This window comes from Rhodococcus koreensis (assembly GCF_900105905.1).
Classification (GTDB): Bacteria; Actinomycetota; Actinomycetes; order Mycobacteriales; family Mycobacteriaceae; genus Rhodococcus_F; species Rhodococcus_F koreensis.
Window position 1 is genome coordinate 2,236,187 of record NZ_FNSV01000005.1, and the last position, 24,073, is coordinate 2,260,259.

Sequence of the window (24,073 nt, forward strand, 5' to 3'; positions counted from 1 at the left end):
TTGTGACGAAAACATCCAGGTCATGGTCCTGCGATCGTTAGGCTGACAGCTGACGGCTTCCCCGGGCCCGAGCGGAGGATCACCAATGCGCAGACTTCGGAACCTGACGATACTTCTCTCGGCTGTCGCTCTCGGCGGGTCACTCGTGACCGGATGCGGCTCCGACGCGGACGACGCAGGATCCGCCGACGCGTCCGGCGCCAATCCAACCTCGGAGTCCTCCGGCCCGCCCAACCCGGCCGCCGTCGCGGGCGTCGACATTCCCGACGGCCAGATCGACGATGCCGTGGGCCGCCTCGACGACCTGGCGAACGAGTTGATGGAGAGCTCCGGACTGCCGGGCATGGCGGTCGCCGTCGTCCACGGCGGGCAGACCGTCTACGCGAAGGGATTCGGGGTGCGCGAGGCGGGTACCGATCAGAAGGTGGACGCGGACACCGTGTTCCAACTGGCGTCGATGTCGAAGTCGGTGGGGTCGACGGTGGTGGCCCATCAGGTCGATGCCGGCGTCATCGGCTGGGACACTCCCGTGGTGTCCAAGCTGCCCGGTTTCGCCCTCGCCGACCCGTGGGTCACCGAGCACGTCACGGTGGGCGATCTGTACTCACACCGGTCGGGCTTGCCCGATCATGCCGGCGACCACCTCGAGGACCTGGGGTACGACCAGCAGCAGGTGCTCGACAAACTCCGGCTCGACCCGCTGAACCCGTTTCGGATCACTTACGAGTACACCAACTTCGGTCTCACTGCGGCGGCCGAGGCCGTCGCGGCGGCATCGGGGACGGATTGGGCGACGCTCTCCGAACAGGCGATCTACGGGCCGCTGGGAATGTCGTCCACGAGTTCGCGGTTCGCCGACTACGAGGCCCGCAGCGACCGCGCCGTCGCGCACCAACTCGTCGACGGCAAGTACGTCGCCGATGCGGTACGCAACCCCGACGCGCAGTCCCCCGCAGGCGGGGTGAGCTCGTCCGTCAACGACATGGGCAAATGGCTGGCAATGCTGCTGGCCGACGGAACGTTCGAGGGCAAGGAGATCGTCTCCCCCGAGGCGCTGCAACCGGCGGTCAGTCCTCAGATCGTGTCCAGCCCACCGCGTTCGATGGACAGCCGTCCGGGATCGTACGGTTACGGGTTCAACGTCTCGACCACCCCGGCCGGCCGGGTCTCCCTCAGCCACTCCGGCGGGTTCCAGCTCGGGGTGGCGACGAACTTCGTCGCGATACCGTCCGCCGACGTCTCGATTGTCGCGCTGACCAACGGGTCGCCCATCGGAATTCCCGAGACCCTCACCGCCGAGTTCGCCGACCTCGTCCAGTTCGGGGAGATCCGCGAGGACTGGAGATCGTTGTATCGGCAGGCCATCTCGCCGATGTCCGAGCCCGAGGGCAGTCTCGTCGGCCAGACGGCCCCCGCGAATCCGGCGCCACCGCAGCCGCTGCCGACCTACGCGGGCACGTACAACAACCCGTACTGGGGGCCCGCGGTCGTCACCGAGAGCAACGGCGCGCTGACGCTCGGGCTCGGGCCCGCCGGGCAGACGTACCCCCTGACCCACTGGGACGGCGACACCTTCACCTTCACGCTCAGCGGGGAGAACGCCCCGCCCGGAACCATCTCGAAGGCCACGTTCGCCGGCAACGACGTCACACTCGAGTACTACGACACCGAAGGCACGGGGACGTTCGTCCGCTGAGCCGACACAACCGACGGGGAGAAGATCATGAACACGAACTCGCATGCACCGACGGGAGCCGATCGCACGGAGACGGCGGATATCCAAGTGGTCCGGGCATTCCTGGACGCCCTCGTCGCCGGCGATCCGGACACCGCGCAGCAGTATCTCCACGACGACATCGTCTGGCACAACGTGTCGCTGCCGAAGATCCGCGGCATCGGCGCCGTCATGCGGATCTTCCGCGGAATGAGCCGTCCCGGTTTCGGATTCGACGTGCGCCTGCACCACATCGCCGGCGACGGAACGGCCGTGCTGACCGAACGCACCGACGTCCTCATCTACAAGCGGCTGCGCAGCGAATTCTGGGTGTGCGGCACGTTCGAGATGAGGGATGGCAAGATCGCCGTCTGGCGCGACTACTTCAGCAACCGGGATGTCCTCTGGGGCACCCTCAAAGGCATCGTGCGCGCGTTCTGACGTATCCGCCCGATGTCACCTCGGTTCGTTTCGGACCGTGGCGACATCGGGCGGATCACGCTGCAGGGCAGTCGCCTACGGCGTCGGCCCGAACTCCTCCAGCATCTCCGTCACGAGCGCCGCGATCGGCGAACGCTCACTGCGGGTCAACGTGATGTGCGCGAACAGCGGATGCCCCTTGAGCTTCTCGATCACCGCGGCCACACCGTCGTGACGTCCGACCCTCAGGTTGTCGCGCTGGGCGACGTCGTGGGTGAGGATCACCCGGGACCCGGTACCCAGCCGGGACAGTACCGTGAGCAGCACGTTGCGTTCGAGCGACTGCGCCTCGTCCACGATCACGAACGAATCGTGCAGCGACCGTCCGCGAATGTGCGTGAGCGGCAGCACTTCCAGCATGCCGCGGCTGATCACCTCGTCCATCACCTCGGTGCTGGCCAGTCCGTCGAGAGTGTCGAAGACCGCCTGGGCCCAGGGACCCATCTTCTCGCTCTCACTGCCCGGCAGATAGCCGAGTTCCTGGCCGCCCACCGCGTAGAGCGGCCGGAAGACAACGACTTTCCGCTGAGTGCGACGCTCGAGCACCGCCTCCAGTCCCGCCGTCAACGCCAGCGCCGACTTTCCGGTGCCCGCCTTGCCGCCCAGGGACACGATGCCCACACTGTCGTCCAGCAGGATGTCGAGGGCGATCCGCTGCTCGGCCGAACGTCCGTGCAGGCCGAACGCCTCCCGCTCCCCCCGCACCAGCTGCACCCGCTTGTCGGCGTTCACGCGGCCCAGTGCACTCGACGAACCACCCAGCAGCCGAATACCCGTGTGGCACGGAAGCTCCCGGGCCTCCTCCAGATCGACGACGCCTTCGGAGAACAGCTCGTCGATCGATGACGACGCCACATCCAACTCGGTCATCCCCGTCCAACCCGACGGAACGACGTCGTGGGCGTGGTACTCGTCGGCCGGGAGGCCCACCGCACCGGCCTTCACCCGCAGCGGGATGTCCTTGCTGACCAGGACGACGTCACCGCCCTCGGCCTCGAGGTTCAATGCGCAGGCCAGGATCCTCGAATCGTTGCTGTCCGTGCGGAATCCGACCGGCAGAACCGACGGGTCGGTGTGATTCAGCTCGACCTGCAGGGTGCCGCCGTCCGTGCCGATCGGCACGGGCTGGTCGAGTCGACCGTACTCGAGACGGAGGTCGTCGAGCATGCGCAGCGATTCTCTTGCGAACCATCCCAACTCGTGGTGATGCCGCTTCCCTTCGAGCTCGCTGATCACGACGAGGGGAAGCACCACGCGGTGCTCGGCGAACCTGGTGACGGCCCAGGGGTCGGACAGCAGTACGGAGGTGTCGAGTACGAACGTACGCACTGCAGAATCCGAAGATTTCCTGGGGGCGACGGACGACTGTCCGGCGCGGGCTGAGACGGAGCGTGAAGCAGTCACGTTGGCTCCTAGGTCTGCGCGGCACCCGCGCAAACTCGGTTCGCTGGACCGGTCCGTCCCTGGTGTGTCACCACACGAGGGCCGGGCGCCGGCCCCCTCGCACTGAGTGTGTCAGCCACGATCAGGACCTCCCGTACAAGCAACTTCCCCGCTGCCTGTTACCCCCGACGGTACTGCCAAACACGCCGATCGGCTGACCGAGCGGCGGGCGTGTCGGTGAACAACTGGTTACACGGAGAAGGCGCTTCGCGCCCGTGCGCCTTTCTGGTTGCTCCAGCTACCAAAAAGGCGCACGGGCGGCGGAGCCGCCTAGATCAGGCGCCAGTCCTCGAGACCCTCGTACAGCGGGAAGTCGGCGGCGAGCTTCGACACGCGGGCCTTCAGCGTATCGACGTCGGACGCACCGGCGAGCGCGGTGCCGATGATGTCGGCGACCTCGGTGAACTGCTCGTCGCCGAATCCGCGGGACGCGAGCGCGGCGGTGCCGATCCGGAGACCGGACGTGACCATCGGCGGGCGCGGGTCGAACGGCACGGCGTTGCGGTTGACGGTGATGCCGACCTCGTGGAGGAGGTCCTCACCCTGCTGGCCGTCGAGCTGCGAGTTGCGCAGGTCGACGAGCACGAGGTGCACGTCGGTACCGCCGGTGAGGACGCTGACGCCCTTGTCCACGACATCCGAGCCGGTCAGGCGCTCGGCGAGGATCTTCGCACCGGTGAGGGTGCGCTGCTGACGGTCCTTGAACTCGTCGGTGCCTGCGATCTTCAGGGAGACGGCCTTGGCGGCGATGGCGTGCATCAGCGGCCCACCCTGCTGACCGGGGAACACGGCGGAGTTGAGCTTCTTCGCCCACTCCTGCTTGGCCAGGATCAGACCGGAGCGGGGCCCGCCGAGCGTCTTGTGGACGGTGCTGGACACGACGTCGGCGTAGGGCACGGGCGACGGGTGCAGCCCGGCGGCGACCAGGCCCGCGAAGTGCGCCATGTCGACCCACAGGTACGCGCCGACCTCGTCGGCGATCGACCGGAACGCGGCGAAGTCCTCGTGCCGCGGGTACGCGGACCAGCCGGCGACGATGACCTTCGGCTGCGCGGCGACGGCGATCTTGCGGACCTCGTCCATGTCGATGCGGTGGTCTTCCTTGCTGACCCCGTACGACTCGACGTCGTAGAGCTTGCCGGAGAAGTTCAGCTTCATGCCGTGCGTGAGGTGGCCGCCGTGCGCCAGGTCGAGGCCGAGGAGCTTCTCGCCCGGGTTCATCAGGGCCATCAGGACCGCCGCGTTGGCCTGCGCGCCGGAGTGCGGCTGGACGTTCGCGAAGTCGGCGCCGAACAGCTCCTTCGCCCGGGTGCGGGCGAGGTCCTCGACGACGTCGACGTGCTCGCAGCCGCCGTAGTACCGGCGTCCCGGGTACCCTTCGGCGTACTTGTTGGTGAGGACGCTGCCCTGCGCCTGGAGGACGGCACGGGGAACGAAGTTCTCCGAGGCGATCATCTCCAGCGTGTCGCGCTGACGGGCCAGCTCACCTGCCATGGCCTGGGCGACTTCGGGGTCGAGTTCGGCGAGGGGGGCCGTGTTGACGTCGGTACCGGGCACAGCGGTCATCGAGGAATCTCCAAGCTGGATGCGGAAACGAATGCTCCCAGTCTACGAACTATCCGTGAGGACTTCCTAACCGCCCGCGGTGAGGTACCCCTCGCCGGCACGCAGGACGCTGGGAACGAGCGGCTCGTCGAGCAGTCGGCGGAACCGTTCCGACCGTTCCGCGCCGACCGGCACCTCGGCCAGCCAGCCCCCGAGCAGGCGGTATCCCTCCACGTACGTGCTGGTGTATGCCCGCCACAGCGGCGAGGACAGGAAGCGCAGCGACTGCCGGGCCCGCTCGGGGGTCGACAGGCTCCACCGCTGCAGGAACGCCGCGACGTCGTCGTGGCTGCGGCCTTCGTCGTGCAGCATCATCGCCGCGTCCTGCCGCACCCCGAGCAGCTGTCCGGACGCACCGGACAGGCGTTGCGCCTGCTCACCGTCGAATCGCAGACCGAGGTCGGCGTAGATTTCCTGCGCCCACAGCCCCCAGTCGGACCCGACGATCGATTCGAGCGCGAGGTCGGCGAGGCCCTCGGCCATCAGGCACTGCGGGGTGTTGACGACGAACAACGTCTGCTCGAGTTGTCCGGCGCCGACGAGCCCGGCTTCCTTCCGGCAGTGCTCGGTGTGGTGGCCGGGGTACGACTCGTGCGCGATCAGCCGCGGCAGGTTCGCCATGTGCTGTTCGAGGTCGGAGTTGATCGCGACCTTCGAGCGGTAGTCGCCGAGGTAGTAGTTGAACCCGGACCACGGCTTGTCGCCCACGACCTCGTACTCCACCACCTCCGAGTCGGGCAGCGCGTAGTGCTGCCGCACGAGGTCGCGAAGGGCGCTCGAGAAGGCGTCGACGCATTCCTGCAACCGGTCGGCGGGAATCGCGTCCTTCGCCCGGTGCACCCGGATGCGTTCGGCCAGCGGTCCCGGTCCGGGCAGCACGGCGTCCATCTTCCGGTGTGCCTCCCGGTACTGCTCCTCGTCGCCGCGTTCGATGCGGACGTCGAAGTACGCGTCGACCTCGTCGACGAAGCCGACGTCGTCACCCGCGAATTTGCGCCCCGAGCATTCGAGCGCGCGCAGGTGGACGTCGAGGAACCGGGTCCGCTCCTCGGACAGTCCCGCCGAGGGCAACTCCGCGCGGAGGTTCGCCGCCGTCCGGGCGAGGTCCCTCGGATCGGGCTTCGGCGCGTTCTCTACCTGCCTGCGCAGCGCGGGATCGCCGGTGTACGCGTCGACGAATCCTTCCTCCAGCCGGTCGAAACCCAGCCCGAGCAGCAAGTATTCGCGAACGAACGAATCGGATTCCATGCCGTCCGACCTTAGTCGCAGACGCGTCTGCCTGACCCGCCGACAGCGCAGCCTGTGGCACCAAGCACAATCCGACTATGCAACCGCTACTCGCCAGCGCGACGACGACGGCAGAGATTCTGGGCATGGACCGCTCACTCCCCCGTGTACCCGAGTGTGAGCGGAACTGATGGCGCGGACGAGCGAGTCCAGTCCGTACGTCGAATTCGACCGGAAGCAGTGGCGCACACTGCGTAAGTCGACGCCGCTCGTCCTCACCGAGGAAGAGCTGTACGGACTGCGGGGCCTCGGCGAGCAGATCGACCTCGAGGAGGTCGCGGAGGTCTACCTGCCGCTGTCGCGTCTCATCCACCTACAGGTGGCGGCCCGGCAGCGACTGTTCGCCGCGACCGCGACGTTCCTCGGCGAAAAGCATCCCGACCAGCAGGTGCCGTTCGTGATCGGCGTCGCGGGCAGCGTGGCGGTCGGCAAGTCCACCACGGCGCGTGTCCTGCAGGCGCTCCTCGCGCGCTGGGAGCACCATCCCCGTGTCGACCTGGTGACGACGGACGGCTTCCTGTACCAGACGGCCGAATTGAACCGCCGCGGGATCATGCACCGCAAGGGCTTTCCCGAGAGTTACGACCGCCGCAAGCTGCTGCGGTTCGTCACCGAGGTGAAGTCGGGGGCCGAAGAAGTGGCCGCACCGGTCTATTCGCACATCTCGTACGACATCATCCCCGGCCAGTACCACCTGATCCGGCAGCCGGACATCCTCATCATCGAGGGTCTCAACGTGCTGCAGACCGGTCCGCGGCTGATGGTGTCGGACCTGTTCGACTTCTCGATCTACGTCGACGCCCGGATCGAGGACATCGAGAACTGGTACATCCAGCGATTTCTCGCGCTGCGGAAGACGTCGTTCTCCGACCCCGACGCGCATTTCCACCACTACGCCGGACTGTCCGACCGGGACGCGACGTCTGCCGCGCAGGAGATCTGGCACAACATCAACCGGCCGAATCTGGTGGAGAACATCCTGCCGACGCGTCCGCGCGCGACGCTCGTGCTCCGCAAGGATGCCAATCATTCGATCAACCGGCTGCGCCTGCGCAAGCTGTAGGTGAGTGGCGAAGTGTGTTCCGGCACGCTTCGCCGCTCACGTCAGACGCCGAAGCGACGGTGCCGGGCGGCGTAGTCACGCAGCGCCCGGAGGAAGTCGACGCGGCGGAACTCCGGCCAGTACGCCTCCGTGAACCAGATCTCGGAGTACGCGCTCTGCCACAGCAGGAACCCCGACAGCCGCTGTTCCCCCGACGTGCGGATCACGAGGTCGGGGTCGGGCTGGCCGGAGGTGTAGAGGTGGCCGTCGATGCCGTCGATGGTGATCGATTTCACGAGTTCGTCGCCCGACAGCCCGGCGAGGAGTTTCTCGCTGAGCAGCGACTGCACGGCGTCGGCGATCTCCTGGCGCCCGCCGTAGCCGATCGCGACGTTGACGTGGGTGCCGGTGCGCCCCTCGGTTCCGGCGGCCGCGTCGCGCAGGCGGCGGGACTGTTCGGCGGGCAGGAGGTCGAGGGCGCCGACGATCTTGACGCTCCAGTTCTTGTCCGGTCCGGAGATCTCTTCGACGACGTCGGTGATGATCTCGAGCAGGGTGTCGAGTTCCTCGGGGTCGCGGCGCAGGTTCTCGGTGGACAGCAGGTAGATGGTGGCCATCTCGATGCCCGCGGCGTCGCACCAGCCGAGCATCTCGGAGATCTTCAGGGCGCCCATGCGGTGGCCGTGGCTGACGTCCTCGAAGCCGTTCTCCCGGGCCCACCGCCGGTTGCCGTCGCACATCACGGCTATGTGCCGGGGGTGCTGTAGACCGTCGAGCCGCTTCAGTAGCCGACGCTCGTAGATGCTGTACAGCAGTCCTCGCGCACTCACCTGGAGATCACCATGACACGCAAGACTACGCCGCAGCCGTAGGCGATCCGCGACGGCCGTCACACAGCGCACGACTTCCTGCTACCGACGGGTACGCTCTCACCACAAGCTAACCTACGGTTGCGTAGGTTAGCGCCACGCACAGCGAGAAGAGGTGTTCGGTGACCGCTTTCGGCCTCGACGAATTGCCCGTCAAGCCCCGACTGCGAGGGTGGATCCACCTGTGGGCGTTCGGCGTCTCCGTGATCGCCGGCCTCGTCCTCGTCACACTGTCGGGCACGCAGGTGTCCGCGGAAGCAGCGCTCGCCACCGCGGTCTACAGCCTCACGGTGTGCGGCGTGTTCGGGGTGAGCGCCACCTACCACCGCATCCACTGGAACACGGTCGCGGCCCGCACGTGGATGAAGCGCGCGGACCATTCGATGATCTTCCTGTTCATCGCAGGCAGCTACACCCCGTTCGCGGTGCTGGGTCTGCCGCCCGACACCGGCCGGACGCTGCTGATCGTCGTGTGGGCGGGGGCACTCGCCGGGGTCGCGCTGAAGATGCTGTGGCCGACGGCACCGCGTTGGGTCGGGGTGCCGCTGTACCTGCTGCTCGGCTGGGCCATCGTCCCGGTGGCACCCGAACTGACGCACGAGGTCGGCGTCCTGCCGATGCTGCTGCTGCTGATCGGCGGCATCCTGTACTCGGTCGGGGCGATCCTCTACGCCACAAAGTGGCCCAACCCGTGGCCCACCACGTTCGGGCATCACGAGTTCTTCCACGCCGCCACCGTCATCGCGGCGCTGTGCCACTACATCGCCGTGTGGCTGGTGGTGTTCCGGTAGGCCGGACTACCGGCTCAACGCGGCGGCGAGGTCCTCGGCCGTCGACACCGGGCGGTCGCACACGAACCCGCGGCACACGTACGCCGCCGACGTGCCGCCGACCAGCGGCCGGTCGGCGAGCAGCGGGGACGAATCCGGTTCGCCCCCGACCACGACGGCACCGCCGGGTGCGAGCCTGCGCGCCTCCCGCAGCAGCGCGGAATCGCCGTCGGTGGCCACCGCCACCTGGATCGGGCCGCGCACCGAGGCCTCGGCCACCGCGAGCCAGTGCCCGGCCGATCGCGGTGCGCGCTCCAGGAGCAGCGCGACGCGGTCGAGCGATGCGGCGGCCGCGGTCGCGTACCGGCCCGACGCGTCCGCGTCGGCCACCGCGGCCGCGGTGAGCAGCGCCTCGGCCAGGCACGACGCCCCGGACGGCGTCGCTCCGTCGACCGGGTCGCGGGGACGGGTCACGAGGGTTTCGGCGTCGTCCGCGGTGTCGAACCAGCTGCCCGGCCGCTCGTCGTCGGCGAAATGGATCAGAGCGCGATCGAGCAACGACTGCGCGTGCGCCAGCCATTCGGTGCCGCCGGTCGCCTGATACAAGGCGAGCAGCCCCGTCGCCAGGCAGGCGTAGTCCTCGAGCACCCCGGCCGGCTCGCCCACCGACGTTCCCAGGGACGCCCGCCGCAGCCGACCGTCCACGACGTGCAAGTCCAGCACCACACGCGCGCACTCGGCGGCGGCGTCCACCCATTCCGGTCTACCGAGTCCAGCGCCCGCCTCGGCCAGTGCGGTGATCGCGAGGCCGTTCCAGGCGGTGACCACCTTGTCGTCGCGGCCCGGCTGCGGCCGCATCGCACGACGGGCGAGCAGGGTGTCCCGGATCCGGCGCCAACGGTCCCAGTCGTCCGGGTCGCGCGGGAGCTGCAGCACCGACGCGCCCGCCTCGAACGTCCCGTCCGCGGTCACCGCGAACACCCGGGCCGCCCACTCCCCGTCGTCCGGTCCGAGCACCTCGACGAGCTGCTCCGGGGTCCATACGTACGTGAGTCCCTCGACACCCTCGGTGTCGGCGTCGAGGGCGGACGCGAACGATCCGTTCCCGGTGCGCAGATCGCGCAGCAGGAACCCGACCGTCTCCTCGGTGACGCGGACGGCCAGGTCCGAACCCGTCCGCCTGCCCAGGTGCGCGTAGGCGCGCAGCAGCTGGGCGTTGTCGTAGAGCATCTTCTCGAAGTGCGGCACCACCCAGGCGGCGTCGACCGAATAGCGGGCGAAGCCGCCGCCGAGCTGGTCGTAGATACCGCCCCGCGCCATCGCCGACGCCGTCCGAGTCACGACGCCGAGCACGTCCGCGTCACCGGACCGCTCGTACGTGCGCAGCAGGCCTTCCATCAGCGCGGACGGCGGGAACTTGGGGGCTCCCCCGAACCCGCCGCGTTCGGCGTCCTCGTCCCGCAGCACGGTCCCGGCGGCCGCGTCCAGCAGGTCGGCGGTCACCCGGACGTCACCCTCGGGGATGCCGCCGGCCCCGCGCCGCAGTTCCGCGACCACCGAGGCGGCCGCGTCGTCGACGTCGCCGCGGCGGTCCCGCCACGTGTCCGCGATGGCCCCCAGCACCTGGGTGAACGACGGCATCCCGCCACGCGGCTCGGCCGGGTAGTAGGTGCCGCAGTAGAACGGGCCCCCGTCCGGGGTGAGGAAACACGTCATCGGCCATCCGCCCTGGCCGGTCATCGCGACCGTGGCGTTCATATATACGGCGTCGAGGTCGGGACGCTCCTCGCGGTCGACCTTGACGCACACGAAATGCTCGTTCATCAGCGACGCCACCGCCTCGTCCTCGAAGGACTCGTGGGCCATCACATGGCACCAGTGGCACGCCGAGTATCCGATCGACAGCAGGATCGGGACGTCCCGTTCCCGCGCCCACTCCGTCGCCTCGGGACCCCATTGCTGCCAGTGCACGGGGTTGTCGGCGTGCTGTCGCAGATAGGGGCTGGTGGACCCAGCGAGCGTGTAGTGTTCGCGTGGGTCCATGTCCAGCTCCTGTTCGACTACTTCTGCAGGTTCGGCGGGGTGTCCGTGGGCTTCGGCGGTTCGGTCTTGCCCGCGCCGCCGCCGTGGATCGCGCCGCGGTCGGTGCCCTCGTCCACTTCCTGGTCCGGTTCGGGGTGCTCCGGCTCGAACGTCTCGGGCAGGTTCTTGAGCTTCTTGTTCATCGAACGCACCAGCAGCACCACGCCCGCGAGCAGCGCAAGAATGACGACGAGGCCGATGGGCGACGCCTTGCCGAATTCGGGACCGGACGGGGTGCTCGGCGTCTGCGCCAGGATGTCCGCAGCGCCGGCCACGATGTTCACCGTCAACGCATTCACTGCTGTCCGTCCTCGTGGATGCCCGCGAACAGATCGCTCTCCGGGATGGAGGTGGTGACCCGCGTCTTGGCGAGCTCGAATTCCTCGGTCGGCCAGATCTTCTGCTGGATCTCGAGCGGAACCGCGAAGAACGAGCCGTTCGGGTCGATCTGCGTCGCGTGGGCGCGCAACGCGTCGTCACGCTGCGGGAAATAGTCGCCACACGTGATCTGGGTGGTGACGCGCGCCATCAGGTCACCCTGCTCGGTCTTCCACTTCTTGAGCCACTCGGCCATCGGGAATTCTTCGCCGCGGCGGTCGTACTCCTCCTGGAACTGCAGGAGGCGCTTCCGGATGAAGCCGTGCGAGTAGTAGACCTTCTGCACCTTCCACGGCTCCCCGGCGTCGGGGAACTGCTCCGGATCGGCGGCGGCCTCGTAGGCGGCCATCGACACCTCGTGGCAGCGAATGTGATCGGGGTGCGGGTACCCGCCGTTCTCGTCGTACGTGGTCATGACGTGCGGACGGAACTCGCGGATGACGCGCACCAGCGCCTCGGTCGATTCCTCGAGCGGAACGAGCGCGAAGCAGCCCTCCGGCAGTGGCGGCTTCGGGTCTCCCTCCGGCAGGCCGGAGTCCACGAATCCCAGCCACTGGTGCCGGACTCCCAGGATCCGCGCGGCCTCGGCCATTTCCTCGATGCGCACCTCGTGGATGCGGTCACGCACCCCGGGCACGTCCATCGCGGGGTTGAGGATGTCGCCACGTTCACCACCGGTCAACGTCACGACCTTCACTTCGTTGCCCTCTGCGGCGTAACGGGCCGTTGTCGCGGCACCCTTGCTCGACTCGTCGTCGGGATGCGCATGGACGGCCATGAGCCGGAATCCGCTCACGTATTCGTTCACCTCAACTTCGCCAGTAGCCGTTGCCGGCTTGTCCGTGTCGCGCGCTCTCGCCTCCGCCATCGCTGACGGCGCACCGACGCACGTCCTCTATAGTTCCACCCGAGAGTTCCGCTTGCAGCCGTGCCCCCGCTCGAGTGCTGTGAGTTACGTGGAACCGGAGCGGTACGAGAGTTGAGAGATGACGAGAACGCTTCCCCCGGGCCGATACACAGCCGCGGCAAAGCCTGCGCGCCCGAAGCGCTGGCTCGTGTGGGCACTCTCCGCGGCGGTAGTCGTCGTCGGCGTGGTTGTGGCACTCGTCGCATACGACAAGTTCGCCGTCTCCGAGATCGACAGTGAAGCCACGTCGTTCGATCTGGTGAGTGATTCGCAGCTCGACATCACGTTCACCGTCACACGGGAGGATCCGTCCCGGGCCGCGGTGTGCATCGTCCGCTCCCGCTCCAAGGACGGTTCCGAGACCGGCAGGCGCGAGGTGTACATCGCCGGCGGCGACAGCCAGACGGTGAAAGTCACCGCTCCCGTCTACACGTCGCGCCCCCCTGCGATGGGCGACATCTACGGCTGCAGCCTGGACGTTCCTGCCTATCTGACCGGCGGCTGACACCCGCGCAGCCGAGCGACCGTTCGGGTTATTCGGGGTTTGCGCTCCCCGATCGTGCTAGAATCGCCTGGTACACGGTTCCGTTTGGAACCGTGTATTGCTGCATTGGCGGCAAGGCGGAAGATGAACGGCCCCGGCCGTCGATTCCGCCGAGCCGTTGATCACTGCTGTTGCAGTGGTCTGTCGAGGGAGCCCGGCGGCTCCAACTACGAGGGAGTGATCGAGATGACCGAGACCCAGGTGACCTGGCTGACCCAGGAGTCACATGACAGGCTCAAGAGCGAACTCGACCAGCTCATTGCCAATCGTCCGGTCATCGCCGCCGAGATCAACGAGCGTCGCGAAGAGGGCGATCTGAAGGAGAACGGTGGCTATCACGCGGCCCGCGAAGAGCAGGGTCAGCAGGAGGCGCGCATCCGTCAGCTCCAGGAGCTGCTGAACAGCGCGAAGGTCGGCGAGGCCCCCACCCAGTCCGGTGTCGCACTGCCCGGTTCCGTGGTGAAGGTCTACTACGACGGCGACGAGAAGGACACCGAGACGTTCCTGATCGCGACCCGCGAAGAGGGTGCACGCGACAACAAGCTCGAGGTGTACTCGCCCAACTCTCCGCTGGGTGGCGCACTGCTCGAGGCGAAGGTCGGCGAGACCCGCGAATACACGCTGCCCAACGGCAGCAGCATGAAGGTGACGCTCGTCAGCGCGGAGCCTTACCACAGCTGATCTCGGATCAACCGCCGAAAACTCCGGTCCGGGCCCAGTGCCCGGGCCGGAGTTTTCTGCGTCGAGCCCTGCGGATGTGATCAGAAGACCCGGCGGGCCTTCATGTCGGCGAACACCGGTCCGATGCGCACCACGTCGCCCGTCGTCGGGGCGTGCAGCATCTGGCCGTTTCCGACGTAGATCGCCACGTGACCCGGCCCACCCGACTGCCAGTTGCCGAACAGCAGGTCTCCGGGCCTGGCCTCCGACAGCGGCACCTCCACACCGACATTCCACTGCGTTTCCGACGTGCGGGGCAGTCTGATGCCGGTGGCGGCGTACACGGCGAACGAGGTCAGCCCCGAGCAGTCGAACCCGCCGCCGGACGGTCCGTTGATGTTGCCGCCGCCCCACACGTACGGCAGGCCGATGAACCGCATGGCCGCCTCCACGACGCGGCTCGTGTCACCGGCGGCCGCACCGTAGAAGAACGGCGACAGCATCCGCGCGAACGACTCCTCGAGCGATCGGATGCGTGCGACGTACGGCTGCGTTTCGTGCTCGTAGTCGAACTTGCCGGCGGGCATGCCCCCGGCGGTCCGGACCGCACCCGCACCGGCGTTGTAGGCGGCGATCGTGAGGTCGAGGGTGTCGCCCTTGACCACGCCCTCCTTCTTCCACCCGTCGATCTGACCGAACAGGTCGCACAGCATCTGACCGGACGCCATCATCGGGTCGGCGACGCCGTTGATGTCGACCTTGCCGTCGCCGTCCGCGTCCTTGCCGTACCTGGCCCAGGCTTCGGGCATGAACTGGCCGGGGCCGCGGGCACCCGCCCGGGACACCGGTGACGTCGCGCCGTAGCGGAACCCGTTCTCGACCGAGTACAGGGCCGCCAGTGTCGGCGGCTTGATGCCCTCGCACAGCGATCCGGCCTTGCGGATCCACGGCGCGAAGACGGCGATGGCGCCGACGGGCGCGAGCGAGACACCGGGAAACCCTGCGGGCACGGACGGGATCAGCGATCCGAGTCCGCTGATGAGGGCCGGTACCCCCGGCAGAGCGGCGAGGCCCCCGATCGCGGTTCCGACGTCGGGGGCACTCATCACGGGGGGCTGGTCGAGCGGGGTGTCCGGCAGGGCCAGTGGCGGTATCGGGGCAGGCGGCGGCGCCGCCTCGACGGCGGGCGGCGGCGGAATGTAGGGGTCGGTTGCCTGCTTCACGACATCCGAGGCCTGGGCCACCATCTGCTCGGCCTGCACGCGGGCCGGTTCCGGGAGGGTCGATATTGCGTCGTTTACCTGTTTCTGAACGTCGGGTGAGGCCTGCTCGACCACCTGAATTGCTTCTGCTGCTTGATCTTTGACCGGCTGCGGTATGTCCGCTCCCTGAACGATGGCCCCCGCTGCGGTGGTGATCGCCACGATGATCGCCGCTGCATCAACTGACATACGTGCGCTCCTCCTCCTCGGTGCACCTAACCGAGTGAGTTCACGTTACGACGGGGCACAGCAGATGCGAGGCGATTCTGCGGGATTGATCCGTTTCCTACCGTGACCTGCGGGAGAGCGGCACCCGGCCAATCCCGCCGCCCCGATCACCCGCTCACCGGCACGAATCGTTCGCTGAGGATCTCGACCAGGTCGGCCGGATCCGTGGTCTCGTCGTCCAACGCCGCGAGGAGTGACGCGCGCCGATCCTGCGAGATCGGTTCGATTCCCCCGAAGATCTGCCACGTGTCCCCCGCCGGGACGACGCGGGCACAGATCAGACTCCCGAGATGCATCTGGTGGCTTGCGGTGACTTCCCTGATGTCGCGCCGGTCGCCGGTGCGCAGGTCCCGCAGTGTCAGACCCGCACCCGGCCGGACCTCCTCCACCTCGTGCAGGGACCGTTCGACTTCCTGCCACTGTCGTGCGAGTGCGAACTCGTCCGGGGGCAGCAAGTCGCCGCGACACTCGACGAAGTCGGCGAACGCACCGCCCTCGAAAAGTGCGACGTCGGTGACCAGAGGGTCCTCCAGCGCCTGGAACAGCGCCGCGTCGCCGGGCCAGTTCTCGGAACGGATTTCGGCGTACTCGACGATCTGATCGCGCCAGCCGAGTTCCTGCGCGTGCAACTTCGCCTTCTGGTACAGCCACCCGGCCCGCTCGGACAAGGCGTGGTCGCCCTTGCCGAGGTGGCACGTCTTGTACTTCCTTCCCGACCCGCACCAGCAGGGATGGTTGCGGCCCAGCCCCGGCCGCGGCGTCGGCTGAAAGTATTCGAGCACCGCGTGCAGCGGCTCCGCATCCCCGGCGGCCATCCGGTTCAGTAACGACAGCCCGCGGACGGCATCGCCGCGGTCCGAGGCGAAACGGGCAAGGTCGAAGAGAGCGAGATCGAATGCTCCATCCAGGACGAGCGCGTGTTCGTAGTGGTCTTCGGCCTGCTTCGGGAAGCCCTGCATCTCGGTGGCCCGGCCGGCGATCCACGACGCTGCGGCTTTCACTTCGCGCGGTCCCGACAGGAGCAGCCGCTGCGCTGCGATCAGGAGCACCTCGGGGTCGACGTCCACGTCGAACAACTCCTGAGCGGCGACTTCCATGACAGCCGGATCGGCGAGGGCCGCGTAGAGCTCCGGCCTTTCGAAGAACCTCGCCTGGATGTCCTGGTCCTCGTCTTCCTCGAGAGCTGTGACCAGCGATACCAGCGTGGCGACGGCCACCGCCCCGTCCATGGGCACCCCGAGCTCGTCGGCGTACACGCCGATCATCAGGTCTCGGCCGTACGACTCGAAATCGAATCCGCGACGGGCGACGAGTTGCCCGGACCTGTCGAGGTCGGCGCCCTCGACTATTTCCGCCAACGGCAGCGCCGGCACGGTGAACGCCGCCGGATCGTCGACCAGAAGGTGCCAGACCTCCTCCTCGAGATCGATCACCGAACTCTCGCTCAGCCGCCGAGTGAGCCGCAGCGCAAGCTCGGGTGCGTCCGCGACCGGCTCGCCGACGAAGTCGAGGCGCACTCCGCCGTCCGTGGCGATCACCGCCAGAAGATCCCCGGGAGAACACTGCGTGAGTGCGCCCCGGGGAAGCATGAGCACTTCCTCGTCCGACCAGTTCGCGCCGAGGCCCCCTCTCGCGGCGAGTTCGTCGGCCTCGTCCTCGAAGAACACGACCTCGAAGCCGTCGACGCCGGGGTCCCCGGATGCGAGGCGCAGAAGTGAGCCGAAATCGTCTGGCGCCACGACATCGGCCGAGATCTCCTCCGCGGTGAGGCGGTGGGTGAGGACACGTCCCGCGAGCAGAACGTCGAGCGCCACCCATCGGTCGTCCGGGAGAGTTCCGAGAAGCGGCGCGTCGAACTCCTCCACGTATTCGATCAGGTCGTCGACACCTCCCCAACCCGAATCCGCAAGCGCGACTGTCAGCTCCCGGTCGGACAGGGGGCCGCGCTCCCGCAGCACAGCCAGAGCGGCATCGAGCAGTTCGTCATGGTCCGCGATCACGGATCCGATCGTAGTGACGACTCCGTCACAGCGGTGGCTGACGGGCACGACTGCGCACACGGCGCGGAGAGTCAGATTCTTCCCAGGTTGTTCTAAGGTTCGTCGGGGAAGCTGGTCGGCATGAGTGAAGACCGACGGATTTCCCGCCTGCTTCCCGTTCGCCGCGTGTTGGCGGCAGCCGGAATCGCCGGACTGGTCGCCGGTGGCGGTATGGCGGCGGCCGCTGATCCCGCGACCCCCGATTCGACGGTGGCAGCGCCCCTCGTCTCGGCCGGATTCGGCGCACCGGACGCCGTGTCCAGCGGTTCCTGAGATCCCGCCACCGGAGAACCACCACATGACCAGCGCCCGCAGCGCAACCGAATGGTCCACCTGGGGTGTGCACGCACGGATCGTCGTCACCGACCCCGACGCCCTGAGCTCGGCGTCGAACCTGATCCGCGGTTACCTCGCGGCCGCCGATGCCGCCGTCAACCGGGACCGCGCCGACGCCGAGATCCGCGCGCTCGACGAGGGCCCGAACACGGTGACCCCGATGTTCGCGCGGTTCCTCACCGACGCCCTCGCCGCAGCGCGCACCACGGACGGAGCCCTCGACCCCACGGTGTCGGCGCCCGCACCCCACTCGTGGCGGTCGATCACCGTCGACGGCACCGAGGTCACGCTCCCCGCCGGGGTGGAACTCGACCTCACGGCCACCGCGCGGGCGAGTTCCGCCGACCACTGTGCGTCGACGACGGCGGAGTTGCTCGGGTGCGGCGTCCTGGTCGCGCTCGGCGGCGACATCGCCACGGCCGGGAACACACCGCCGGGCGGCTGGCAGGTCCAGGTCCAGGATCTGCCGGGCGATCCCACCTGCCAGGTGTCGATCCCGTCCGGTGCGGCCGTCGCGACCGCCAGCACCGTCAAGCCCCTGCACCCCGACTCCATCTCGTTGTGGCGGACCGTGTCGGTGGTCGCCGCGTCCTGTACCACCGCGCACGCGTCGAGCACGGCGGCGGTCGGGATGGGCGGCGGCGCGATCGACTGGCTCACCAACCTGGAGTTGCCGGCCCGTCTGGTCGATCAGGAGTTCCGGGTGATCACCCTGGGCGGCTGGCCGAGCTAGGTCCGGCCTACTCCTGCAGGCGGACGGCGTACCGGGCGTCGCGCAGGGCCTCGAGGAGATCCTGCCGGTGTCCGGGACCGCGGGTCTCGACGGTGAGGAACACCTCCACCTCGTCGAGTGCGAGTGCGCCGCCGGTGCGGGAGTGGACGACGTCGACGACGCTCGCACCGTTGCCGCTGACCACGCCGAGGAGGCTGACCAGACCACCCGGTCGGTCCGGAATGGTCACGTGCACACCGAGATACCGTCCCGCGGCCCGGAGACCGTGATTGACGACGTGGGTGAGCAGCAACGGGTCGATGTTGCCGCCGGACAGCACCGCGCACACCTTCCCGGTGAGTCCCAGCTCTTCCGTGGAGCAGCTGATCAACGCGGCCACCGCCGCCGCGCCCGCGGGCTCCACGATGAGCTTCGCGCGTTCGAGGCACAGGAGCAGCGCCCGGGACAGCGCGTCCTCGCTGACCGTGACGATCGCGTCGACCTGGGAGCCGACGTGGGCGAACGGCACGTCTCCGGGGCGGCCGACCGCGATGCCGTCGGCCATGGTCGACATGGTCTCCAGCGGAATCGGGCGACCCTCGGCCAGCGAACGCGGCCAGGCCGCCGCCTGCTCGGCCTGCACGCCGACGATCCGCACATCGGGCCGCGTGGCCTTCACCGCGGCGGCGATACCCGCGATCAGGCCGCCCCCGCCGGTCGGGACGACGATCGTGCCGACGTCGGGTTCCTGCTCGAGGATCTCGAGCCCGACGGTCCCCTGCCCGGCGACGATGTCGACGTGGTCGAAGGGATGGATGAGGACGGCGCCGGTCTCGTCCGCGTACGCCTTCGCGGCGACCAGCGCGTCGTCCACCGTGTCGCCGGTGAGGTGGACGGTCGCGCCGTACGCCTTGGTGGCAACGAGTTTCGGCAGGGGTGCGCCGGTGGGCATGAAGACGGTGGACGGGATGCCCAGTTCGGTGGCCGCCCAGGCCACGCCCTGCGCGTGATTGCCCGCACTGGCCGCCACGACCCCGCAGGCCCGTTCCGCGACCGAGAGATTCGCGATCCGGTTGTACGCACCACGAGGTTTGAAAGATCCTGTGCGCTGCAGATTTTCGCACTTCAGCGACACGACGTGCCCACATCGTTCCGACAGCGCCCGGGACGCGATCACCGGCGTCCGGCGCATGACGGGGTCCAGCAGCTTACGGGCTGTTCTGATCTGATCCAGCGTGACAGGCTCCACGCGGGCCAGCATAAGGCGCTCCGCGCCCCGTGCGCCTTTTTGGTAGTGGGGGCTACCAAAAAGGCGCACGGGCGGCGAAGGCGCCTACTTCAGAGCCTGCTCGATGTCGCCCACCAGATCGGCGGCGTCCTCGATGCCGACGGACAGGCGCACCAGGTCGTCCGGCACCTCGAGGAGCGAACCGGCGGTCGAGGCGTGGGTCATGGCGCCCGGGTGCTCGATCAGCGATTCGACGCCGCCGAGCGACTCGGCCAGCGTGAAGATCTCGGTGCGCGAGCAGAAGTCCAGCGCAGCCTGCTTGCCGCCGGCGAGGCGGACCGAGATCATGCCGCCGAAGCGGCGCATCTGCTTCTCCGCGACCTTGTGGCCGGGGTGCGACTCGAGCCCGGGGTAGATCACCTGCGACACCGCGGGGTGCCCGCTGAGCAGTTCGACGACCTTCTCGGCGTTGTCGCTGTGCCGCTCCATGCGCAGCGAGAGGGTCTTGATGCCGCGGAGCGTGAGGAACGCGTCGAACGGTCCGGGGACCGCGCCGGCACCGTTCTGCAGGAACGCGAACGCCGTGTCGAGTTCTTCGTCGTTGGTGACGAGTGCGCCGCCGACGACGTCGGAGTGCCCGCCGATGTACTTGGTGGTCGAGTGCAGCGCGACGTCGGCGCCGAGTTGCAGCGGCTGCTGCAGGTACGGCGAGGCGAACGTGTTGTCGACGACGATCTTCGCGCCGGCCTCGTGTGCGATGTCGGACAGTGCCTCGATGTCACCGATGTTGAGGAGCGGGTTGGTGGGGGTCTCGACCCACACGAGCTTGGTGTTGGGCCGGATGGCCGCCCGGACCGCGTCCACGTCGGACACCGCGGCGGGCGTGTACTCGATGCCCCACTGGGTGAAGACCTTGTCGATCAGGCGGAACGTTCCGCCGTAGGCGTCGTTGGGAATGACGAGGTGGTCGCCGGGGCGGAGCGCGGCGCGGAGCAGGCAGTCGGTGGCGGCCATGCCCGAGCCGAAGGCGCGACCGTACGTGCCCGACTCCAGGGCGGCGAGGTTGGCCTCGAGCGGTCGTCGGGTGGGGTTGCCGGTGCGGGCGTACTCGAATCCGTTCCGCATGCCGCCGACGCCGTCCTGTGCGAACGTCGAACTCGCGTAGATGGGGACGTTGACGGCGCCCGTCTGCGGGTCGGGGTCGAATCCTGCGTGCACGGCCTTGGTGGAGAACCCCTGCCAGCTGATGTTGTCCGCTTTGCTGCGCTGCTCACTCATGGCCCCCAGCCTAGTGGGGACCTAATTCTCCAGATACTCCGCGATGGCGAAGGCGACGTCGAGCTTGGTCGCGTCGCTGACGGACGGGTCGAGCGCGTTGACGATGATGCTGTGCTCGGGTGTGAGCAGTGCCATGGCCACGACGTCGAGGACCACCCCGCCGAACTCGGCGGACCGGGGGTCTGCGACGACGTTCGTCCCGTTCCGCATCTCGACGATGACGGCAGGATCGGTGACCTGCGGCCTGACCGATGCGGTGATGGTACTCATCACGTTGGTCGGTCCCTTGGACCACGAGCAGGTCGGATCGGTCGACCCGGGGAGGACGGCCTCGGTGAGATGCGGCCGGTCCGAGACGAGCCGGCCGAGCGCCTTCGTCAGCGCGACGCAGTCGGCGGACGCTCCCGACGGCGACGTGCCCGAAGACACCGATCCGACGTCGGACGATCCCGGCTGTGCGACGGCGGCACCCTCGATGCTGTTCCCGCATCCGGCGGCGGCGAACCCGAGCAGGGCGACCGGAACCACCAGGACACGACGCAGACGAGCACTCACTGTGAACTCCCCCTCACGAACAGCGGACCGGCACCCCACTGTGCACCGTACGTTCCGTGCGCAGCGGGGACCGGCCTTCTCTCGTCTTGCCCTCGACGTGTCGTCTAGGAGCCGGCGCTGAGGAAACCGAGAAGGTCGTGACGGGTGATGACGCCCGCGGGCTTTCCGTCGTCGACGACCATCAGCGCGTCGGTGTCGCCGAGCGCCTTGGTGGCGGCCGACACCGGTTCGCCCGAACCGATGAGCGGGAACGGCTTACTCATGTGCTTCTCGACCGGGTCGGCCAGGTGTGCGCGTCCCTCGAACACGGCGCTGAGCAGGTCGCGCTCGGTGACGCTGCCCGCCACCTCACCGGCCATGACGGGCGGCTCGGCGCCGACGACCGGCATCTGGGAAACCCCGTACTCGCGGAGGATCTCGATGGCGTCGCGCAGCGTCTCGGACGGGTGGGTGTGGACGAGGTCCGGGAGTTCGCCGGACTTGCCGCGCAGCACGTCGCCGACGGTCTTCTCGTCGGGCTTGCCGTCGAGCGGGGTGCGGAGGAATCCGTAGGACGCCATCCACTTGTCGTTGAAGATCTTCGACAGGTATCCGCGGCCGCCGTCGGGCAGCAGGACGACGATGACGGCGTCGGGGCCCTCACGCTTGGCGACCTCGAGCGCGGCGACGACGGCCATGCCGCAGGAACCACCGACCAGCAGGCCCTCCTCGCGGGCGAGACGACGGGTCATCTCGAAGGAGTCGGCGTCGGACACAGCGATGATCTCGTCGGGGATGGACGGGTCGTAGGCGCTGGGCCAGAAGTCCTCGCCCACTCCCTCGACCAGGTACGGACGGCCGGTGCCACCCGAGTACACGGAACCCTCGGGGTCGGCGCCGATGACCTTGACCTTGCCGCCGGACACCTCCTTGAGGTAGCGACCGGTGCCGGTGATGGTGCCGCCGGTGCCGACGCCCGCGACGAAGTGGGTGATCTTGCCGTCGGTGTCGGCCCAGATCTCGGGGCCGGTGGTCTCGTAGTGGCTCTGCGGGCCGCCCGGGTTGGAGTACTGGTTCGGCTTCCAGCCGCCGGGGAGTTCGCGGGCGAGCCGGTCGGAGACGGTGTAGTAGCTGTCCGGGTGCTCGGGCGCGACCGCGGTGGGGCACACCACGACCTCGGCGCCGTACGCCTTGAGGACGTTCCGCTTGTCTTCGCTGACCTTGTCGGGGCACACGAACACGCACTTGTATCCGCGCTTCTGGGCGACCAGCGCGAGGCCGATGCCGGTGTTGCCGGACGTGGGCTCGACGATGGTCCCACCCGGCTTCAGCTCGCCCGACGCCTCCGCGGCGTCGATCATCTTGACCGCGATGCGGTCCTTCGAGCTTCCCCCCGGGTTGAGGTATTCGATCTTGGCTGCAACGGTCCCGTGGTTCTCACCGATGACGGAAGAGAGCTTGACGAGAGGGGTGTTGCCGATCAGGTCGACGACGTGTTCCGCGATGCGCATGGCTCCATGCTCCCAGATGCCCTGATCCGATGCTCACAGACGTCCGGCACGGGGGCCCCGATCCGACTAGATTGGTGCCGACGCAGTCCGCTGGAACCCGTGAGATGAGCACCAGGTAGCGGAAAGGTGAGACCAGTGCCCAAGAGGACCTGGCAGTCCGGAGTGAAGGCCGGCGCAGCGGCTGTCGTGGCAGGTTCGAGCGCAGGCACGCTGTCGTGGGCGGCGTACTCGTATCTGATGTCGCAGGCGACGGCGGCCCGCGGGGTGATCGGCCACAACGTCGCCAAGCCGCCGGAGGCCGACGGCGTCTACTCACCCGGCGCGGCGGTGCCCGAACGCTGGCTGCGGACCACCCCCTACGAGGTCCACCTGATGATCTTCGGCGACTCCACCGCCGCCGGGGTGGGCTGCTTGTCGGCGGAGGAGGTGCCCGGCGTGCAGATCGCGCGGCGCCTCGCCGACGAGACAGGGAAGCGGATCCGGCTGAGCACCAAGGCCATCGGCGGTGCCACGTCCCGCGGGCTCAGCGGTCAGGTGGACGCGATGTTCGTCGCCGGGCCACCGCCGGACGCCGCGGTGATCCTGGTCGGCGCCAACGACGTGACGAGCAAGAACTCCATCCGGGCGTCGGCGCGCAGGCTCGGGGAGGCCGTCGAACGGCTCCGCGCCCACGACTGCGCCGTCGTCGTCGGAACCTGCCCCGACCTGGGGGTGGTGACGGCGATTCCGCAGCCCCTGCGGACCGTCGTCCGGACCTGGGGACTACGACTGGCCCGGGCGCAGGCGGCCGCGACCAGCGCGGCGGGCGGCCACCCGGTGGCACTCGCCGACCTGCTGGCCCCCGAGTTCCTGGCCGCACCCGACCGGATGTTCTCCTCCGACCACTTCCACCCGTCGGCGGCCGGCTACGAATTGGCGGCCATCCAGATCGTGCCCGTACTCGCGACCGCGCTGGGCATGTGGCACGGCGGCCCGCTACCCGACCTGCCGGAGGTGTCGGAGGCCGCGGAATCACGCAAGCTGTCGACCCGGATGACCGCCTCGCTCAACCGTTTTCTGTGGCGACGCAACGTCCGGCGACGCGCACCCGCCCGCCTCGACGAACTCCTCGCGATCGAGGAGGCGTCCGCACCCGGGACGCGACGGGTCGCTGAGTGAGATGGC

The 24,073-nt window shown here is 68.5% G+C and carries 22 protein-coding genes; 9 read left to right on the forward strand and 13 right to left on the reverse strand.

The features are described from left to right. Positions 1-85: 85 nt before the first annotated feature. Positions 86-1,696: a serine hydrolase gene (locus BLV94_RS15090; RefSeq protein WP_072940670.1), complete on the forward strand. Its 1,611-nt coding sequence runs from the start codon at positions 86-88 to the stop codon at positions 1,694-1,696. Between the two features lie 27 nt (positions 1,697-1,723). Beyond that, the gene (locus tag BLV94_RS15095; protein ID WP_072940672.1) at positions 1,724-2,155 is read left to right on the forward strand and encodes a limonene-1,2-epoxide hydrolase family protein; all 432 of its coding nucleotides are present in this window, start codon (positions 1,724-1,726) and stop codon (positions 2,153-2,155) included. Positions 2,156-2,230: 75 nt separating this feature from the next. On the opposite strand, the gene phoH2 is transcribed toward BLV94_RS15095, so the two are convergent. The 3 genes from phoH2 to BLV94_RS15110 all read right to left on the reverse strand — a co-directional run bounded on the left by phoH2 (position 2,231) and on the right by BLV94_RS15110 (position 6,490). After that, positions 2,231-3,598, reverse strand: a complete 1,368-nt coding sequence (gene phoH2 / locus BLV94_RS15100; protein WP_072940675.1) for an RNA 5'-3' helicase PhoH2 — start codon at positions 3,596-3,598, stop codon at positions 2,231-2,233. Positions 3,599-3,907: 309 nt separating this feature from the next. Continuing rightward, positions 3,908-5,203: a serine hydroxymethyltransferase gene (gene glyA / locus BLV94_RS15105; RefSeq protein ID WP_072940678.1), complete on the reverse strand. Its 1,296-nt coding sequence runs from the start codon at positions 5,201-5,203 to the stop codon at positions 3,908-3,910. 66 nt (positions 5,204-5,269) lie between these two features. After that, complete coding sequence (locus tag BLV94_RS15110) at positions 5,270-6,490, reverse strand: DUF885 domain-containing protein (protein WP_072940680.1); 1,221 nt, start codon at positions 6,488-6,490, stop codon at positions 5,270-5,272. A gap of 169 nt (positions 6,491-6,659) precedes the next feature. Here BLV94_RS15110 and coaA point away from each other — a divergent pair, with 169 nt between their 5' ends. Next, a complete protein-coding gene (coaA, locus tag BLV94_RS15115) occupies positions 6,660-7,592 on the forward strand; it encodes a type I pantothenate kinase (protein WP_072940683.1) in 933 nt (310 codons plus the stop codon). Positions 7,593-7,633: 41 nt separating this feature from the next. Here coaA and BLV94_RS15120 read toward each other — a convergent pair whose 3' ends face one another. After that, positions 7,634-8,401 carry an isoprenyl transferase gene (locus BLV94_RS15120; protein WP_072940685.1) on the reverse strand — a complete coding sequence of 256 codons (768 nt, stop codon included), beginning with the start codon at positions 8,399-8,401 and terminating at the stop codon, positions 7,634-7,636. A 161-nt stretch (positions 8,402-8,562) separates the two neighbouring features. On the opposite strand from BLV94_RS15120, the gene trhA reads away from it, so the two are divergent. After that, a complete protein-coding gene (gene trhA, locus BLV94_RS15125) occupies positions 8,563-9,231 on the forward strand; it encodes a PAQR family membrane homeostasis protein TrhA (protein WP_072940688.1) in 669 nt (222 codons plus the stop codon). Between the two features lie 6 nt (positions 9,232-9,237). Here trhA and BLV94_RS15130 read toward each other — a convergent pair whose 3' ends face one another. The 3 genes from BLV94_RS15130 to mca are packed head-to-tail and all read right to left on the reverse strand — an operon-like array spanning position 9,238 to position 12,466. Further along, positions 9,238-11,253 (reverse strand): thioredoxin domain-containing protein, encoded by a 2,016-nt coding sequence (locus tag BLV94_RS15130; RefSeq protein WP_072940690.1) that lies wholly within the window; start codon positions 11,251-11,253, stop codon positions 9,238-9,240. Positions 11,254-11,270: 17 nt separating this feature from the next. After that, positions 11,271-11,591: a hypothetical protein gene (locus BLV94_RS15135; RefSeq protein ID WP_072940693.1), complete on the reverse strand. Its 321-nt coding sequence runs from the start codon at positions 11,589-11,591 to the stop codon at positions 11,271-11,273. Then, positions 11,588-12,466, reverse strand: a complete 879-nt coding sequence (gene mca, locus BLV94_RS15140; RefSeq protein WP_072940742.1) for a mycothiol conjugate amidase Mca — start codon at positions 12,464-12,466, stop codon at positions 11,588-11,590. The genes BLV94_RS15135 and mca overlap by 4 nt, the downstream gene beginning before the upstream one ends. Before the next feature lie 190 nt (positions 12,467-12,656). On the opposite strand from mca, the gene BLV94_RS15145 reads away from it, so the two are divergent. Continuing rightward, entirely contained in the window at positions 12,657-13,082 is a 426-nt protein-coding gene (locus BLV94_RS15145) for a DUF4307 domain-containing protein (RefSeq protein WP_072940696.1), read from the forward strand. A 225-nt stretch (positions 13,083-13,307) separates the two neighbouring features. Next, positions 13,308-13,802 (forward strand): transcription elongation factor GreA, encoded by a 495-nt coding sequence (greA, locus tag BLV94_RS15150; RefSeq protein ID WP_005238978.1) that lies wholly within the window; start codon positions 13,308-13,310, stop codon positions 13,800-13,802. A gap of 80 nt (positions 13,803-13,882) precedes the next feature. Here greA and BLV94_RS15155 read toward each other — a convergent pair whose 3' ends face one another. Continuing rightward, entirely contained in the window at positions 13,883-15,232 is a 1,350-nt protein-coding gene (locus BLV94_RS15155; RefSeq protein WP_072940698.1) for a C40 family peptidase, read from the reverse strand. 146 nt (positions 15,233-15,378) lie between these two features. Next, positions 15,379-17,271: a YecA family protein gene (locus BLV94_RS15160; RefSeq protein ID WP_072940700.1), complete on the reverse strand. Its 1,893-nt coding sequence runs from the start codon at positions 17,269-17,271 to the stop codon at positions 15,379-15,381. 120 nt (positions 17,272-17,391) lie between these two features. Between BLV94_RS15160 and BLV94_RS15165 the strand changes: the two genes are divergently transcribed. Both BLV94_RS15165 and BLV94_RS15170 read left to right on the forward strand, forming a co-directional pair. After that, positions 17,392-17,583: a hypothetical protein gene (locus tag BLV94_RS15165; protein WP_009479096.1), complete on the forward strand. Its 192-nt coding sequence runs from the start codon at positions 17,392-17,394 to the stop codon at positions 17,581-17,583. A gap of 25 nt (positions 17,584-17,608) precedes the next feature. Next, positions 17,609-18,379, forward strand: coding sequence for an FAD:protein FMN transferase (locus tag BLV94_RS15170; RefSeq protein WP_072940703.1), 771 nt, complete (start codon positions 17,609-17,611; stop codon positions 18,377-18,379). A gap of 7 nt (positions 18,380-18,386) precedes the next feature. On the opposite strand, the gene ilvA is transcribed toward BLV94_RS15170, so the two are convergent. The 4 genes from ilvA to BLV94_RS15190 form a co-directional block, all read right to left on the reverse strand. Further along, positions 18,387-19,619, reverse strand: a complete 1,233-nt coding sequence (gene ilvA, locus BLV94_RS15175) for a threonine ammonia-lyase (protein ID WP_072940706.1) — start codon at positions 19,617-19,619, stop codon at positions 18,387-18,389. A 72-nt stretch (positions 19,620-19,691) separates the two neighbouring features. Further along, entirely contained in the window at positions 19,692-20,864 is a 1,173-nt protein-coding gene (locus BLV94_RS15180; RefSeq protein WP_072940709.1) for a cystathionine gamma-synthase, read from the reverse strand. A 21-nt stretch (positions 20,865-20,885) separates the two neighbouring features. Beyond that, positions 20,886-21,419, reverse strand: a complete 534-nt coding sequence (locus tag BLV94_RS15185) for a hypothetical protein (RefSeq protein WP_072940711.1) — start codon at positions 21,417-21,419, stop codon at positions 20,886-20,888. A 104-nt stretch (positions 21,420-21,523) separates the two neighbouring features. Then, positions 21,524-22,909, reverse strand: a complete 1,386-nt coding sequence (locus BLV94_RS15190; protein ID WP_072940714.1) for a cystathionine beta-synthase — start codon at positions 22,907-22,909, stop codon at positions 21,524-21,526. 135 nt (positions 22,910-23,044) lie between these two features. On the opposite strand from BLV94_RS15190, the gene BLV94_RS15195 reads away from it, so the two are divergent. Next, complete coding sequence (locus BLV94_RS15195; protein WP_072940716.1) at positions 23,045-24,067, forward strand: SGNH/GDSL hydrolase family protein; 1,023 nt, start codon at positions 23,045-23,047, stop codon at positions 24,065-24,067. Positions 24,068-24,073 lie beyond the last annotated feature (6 nt).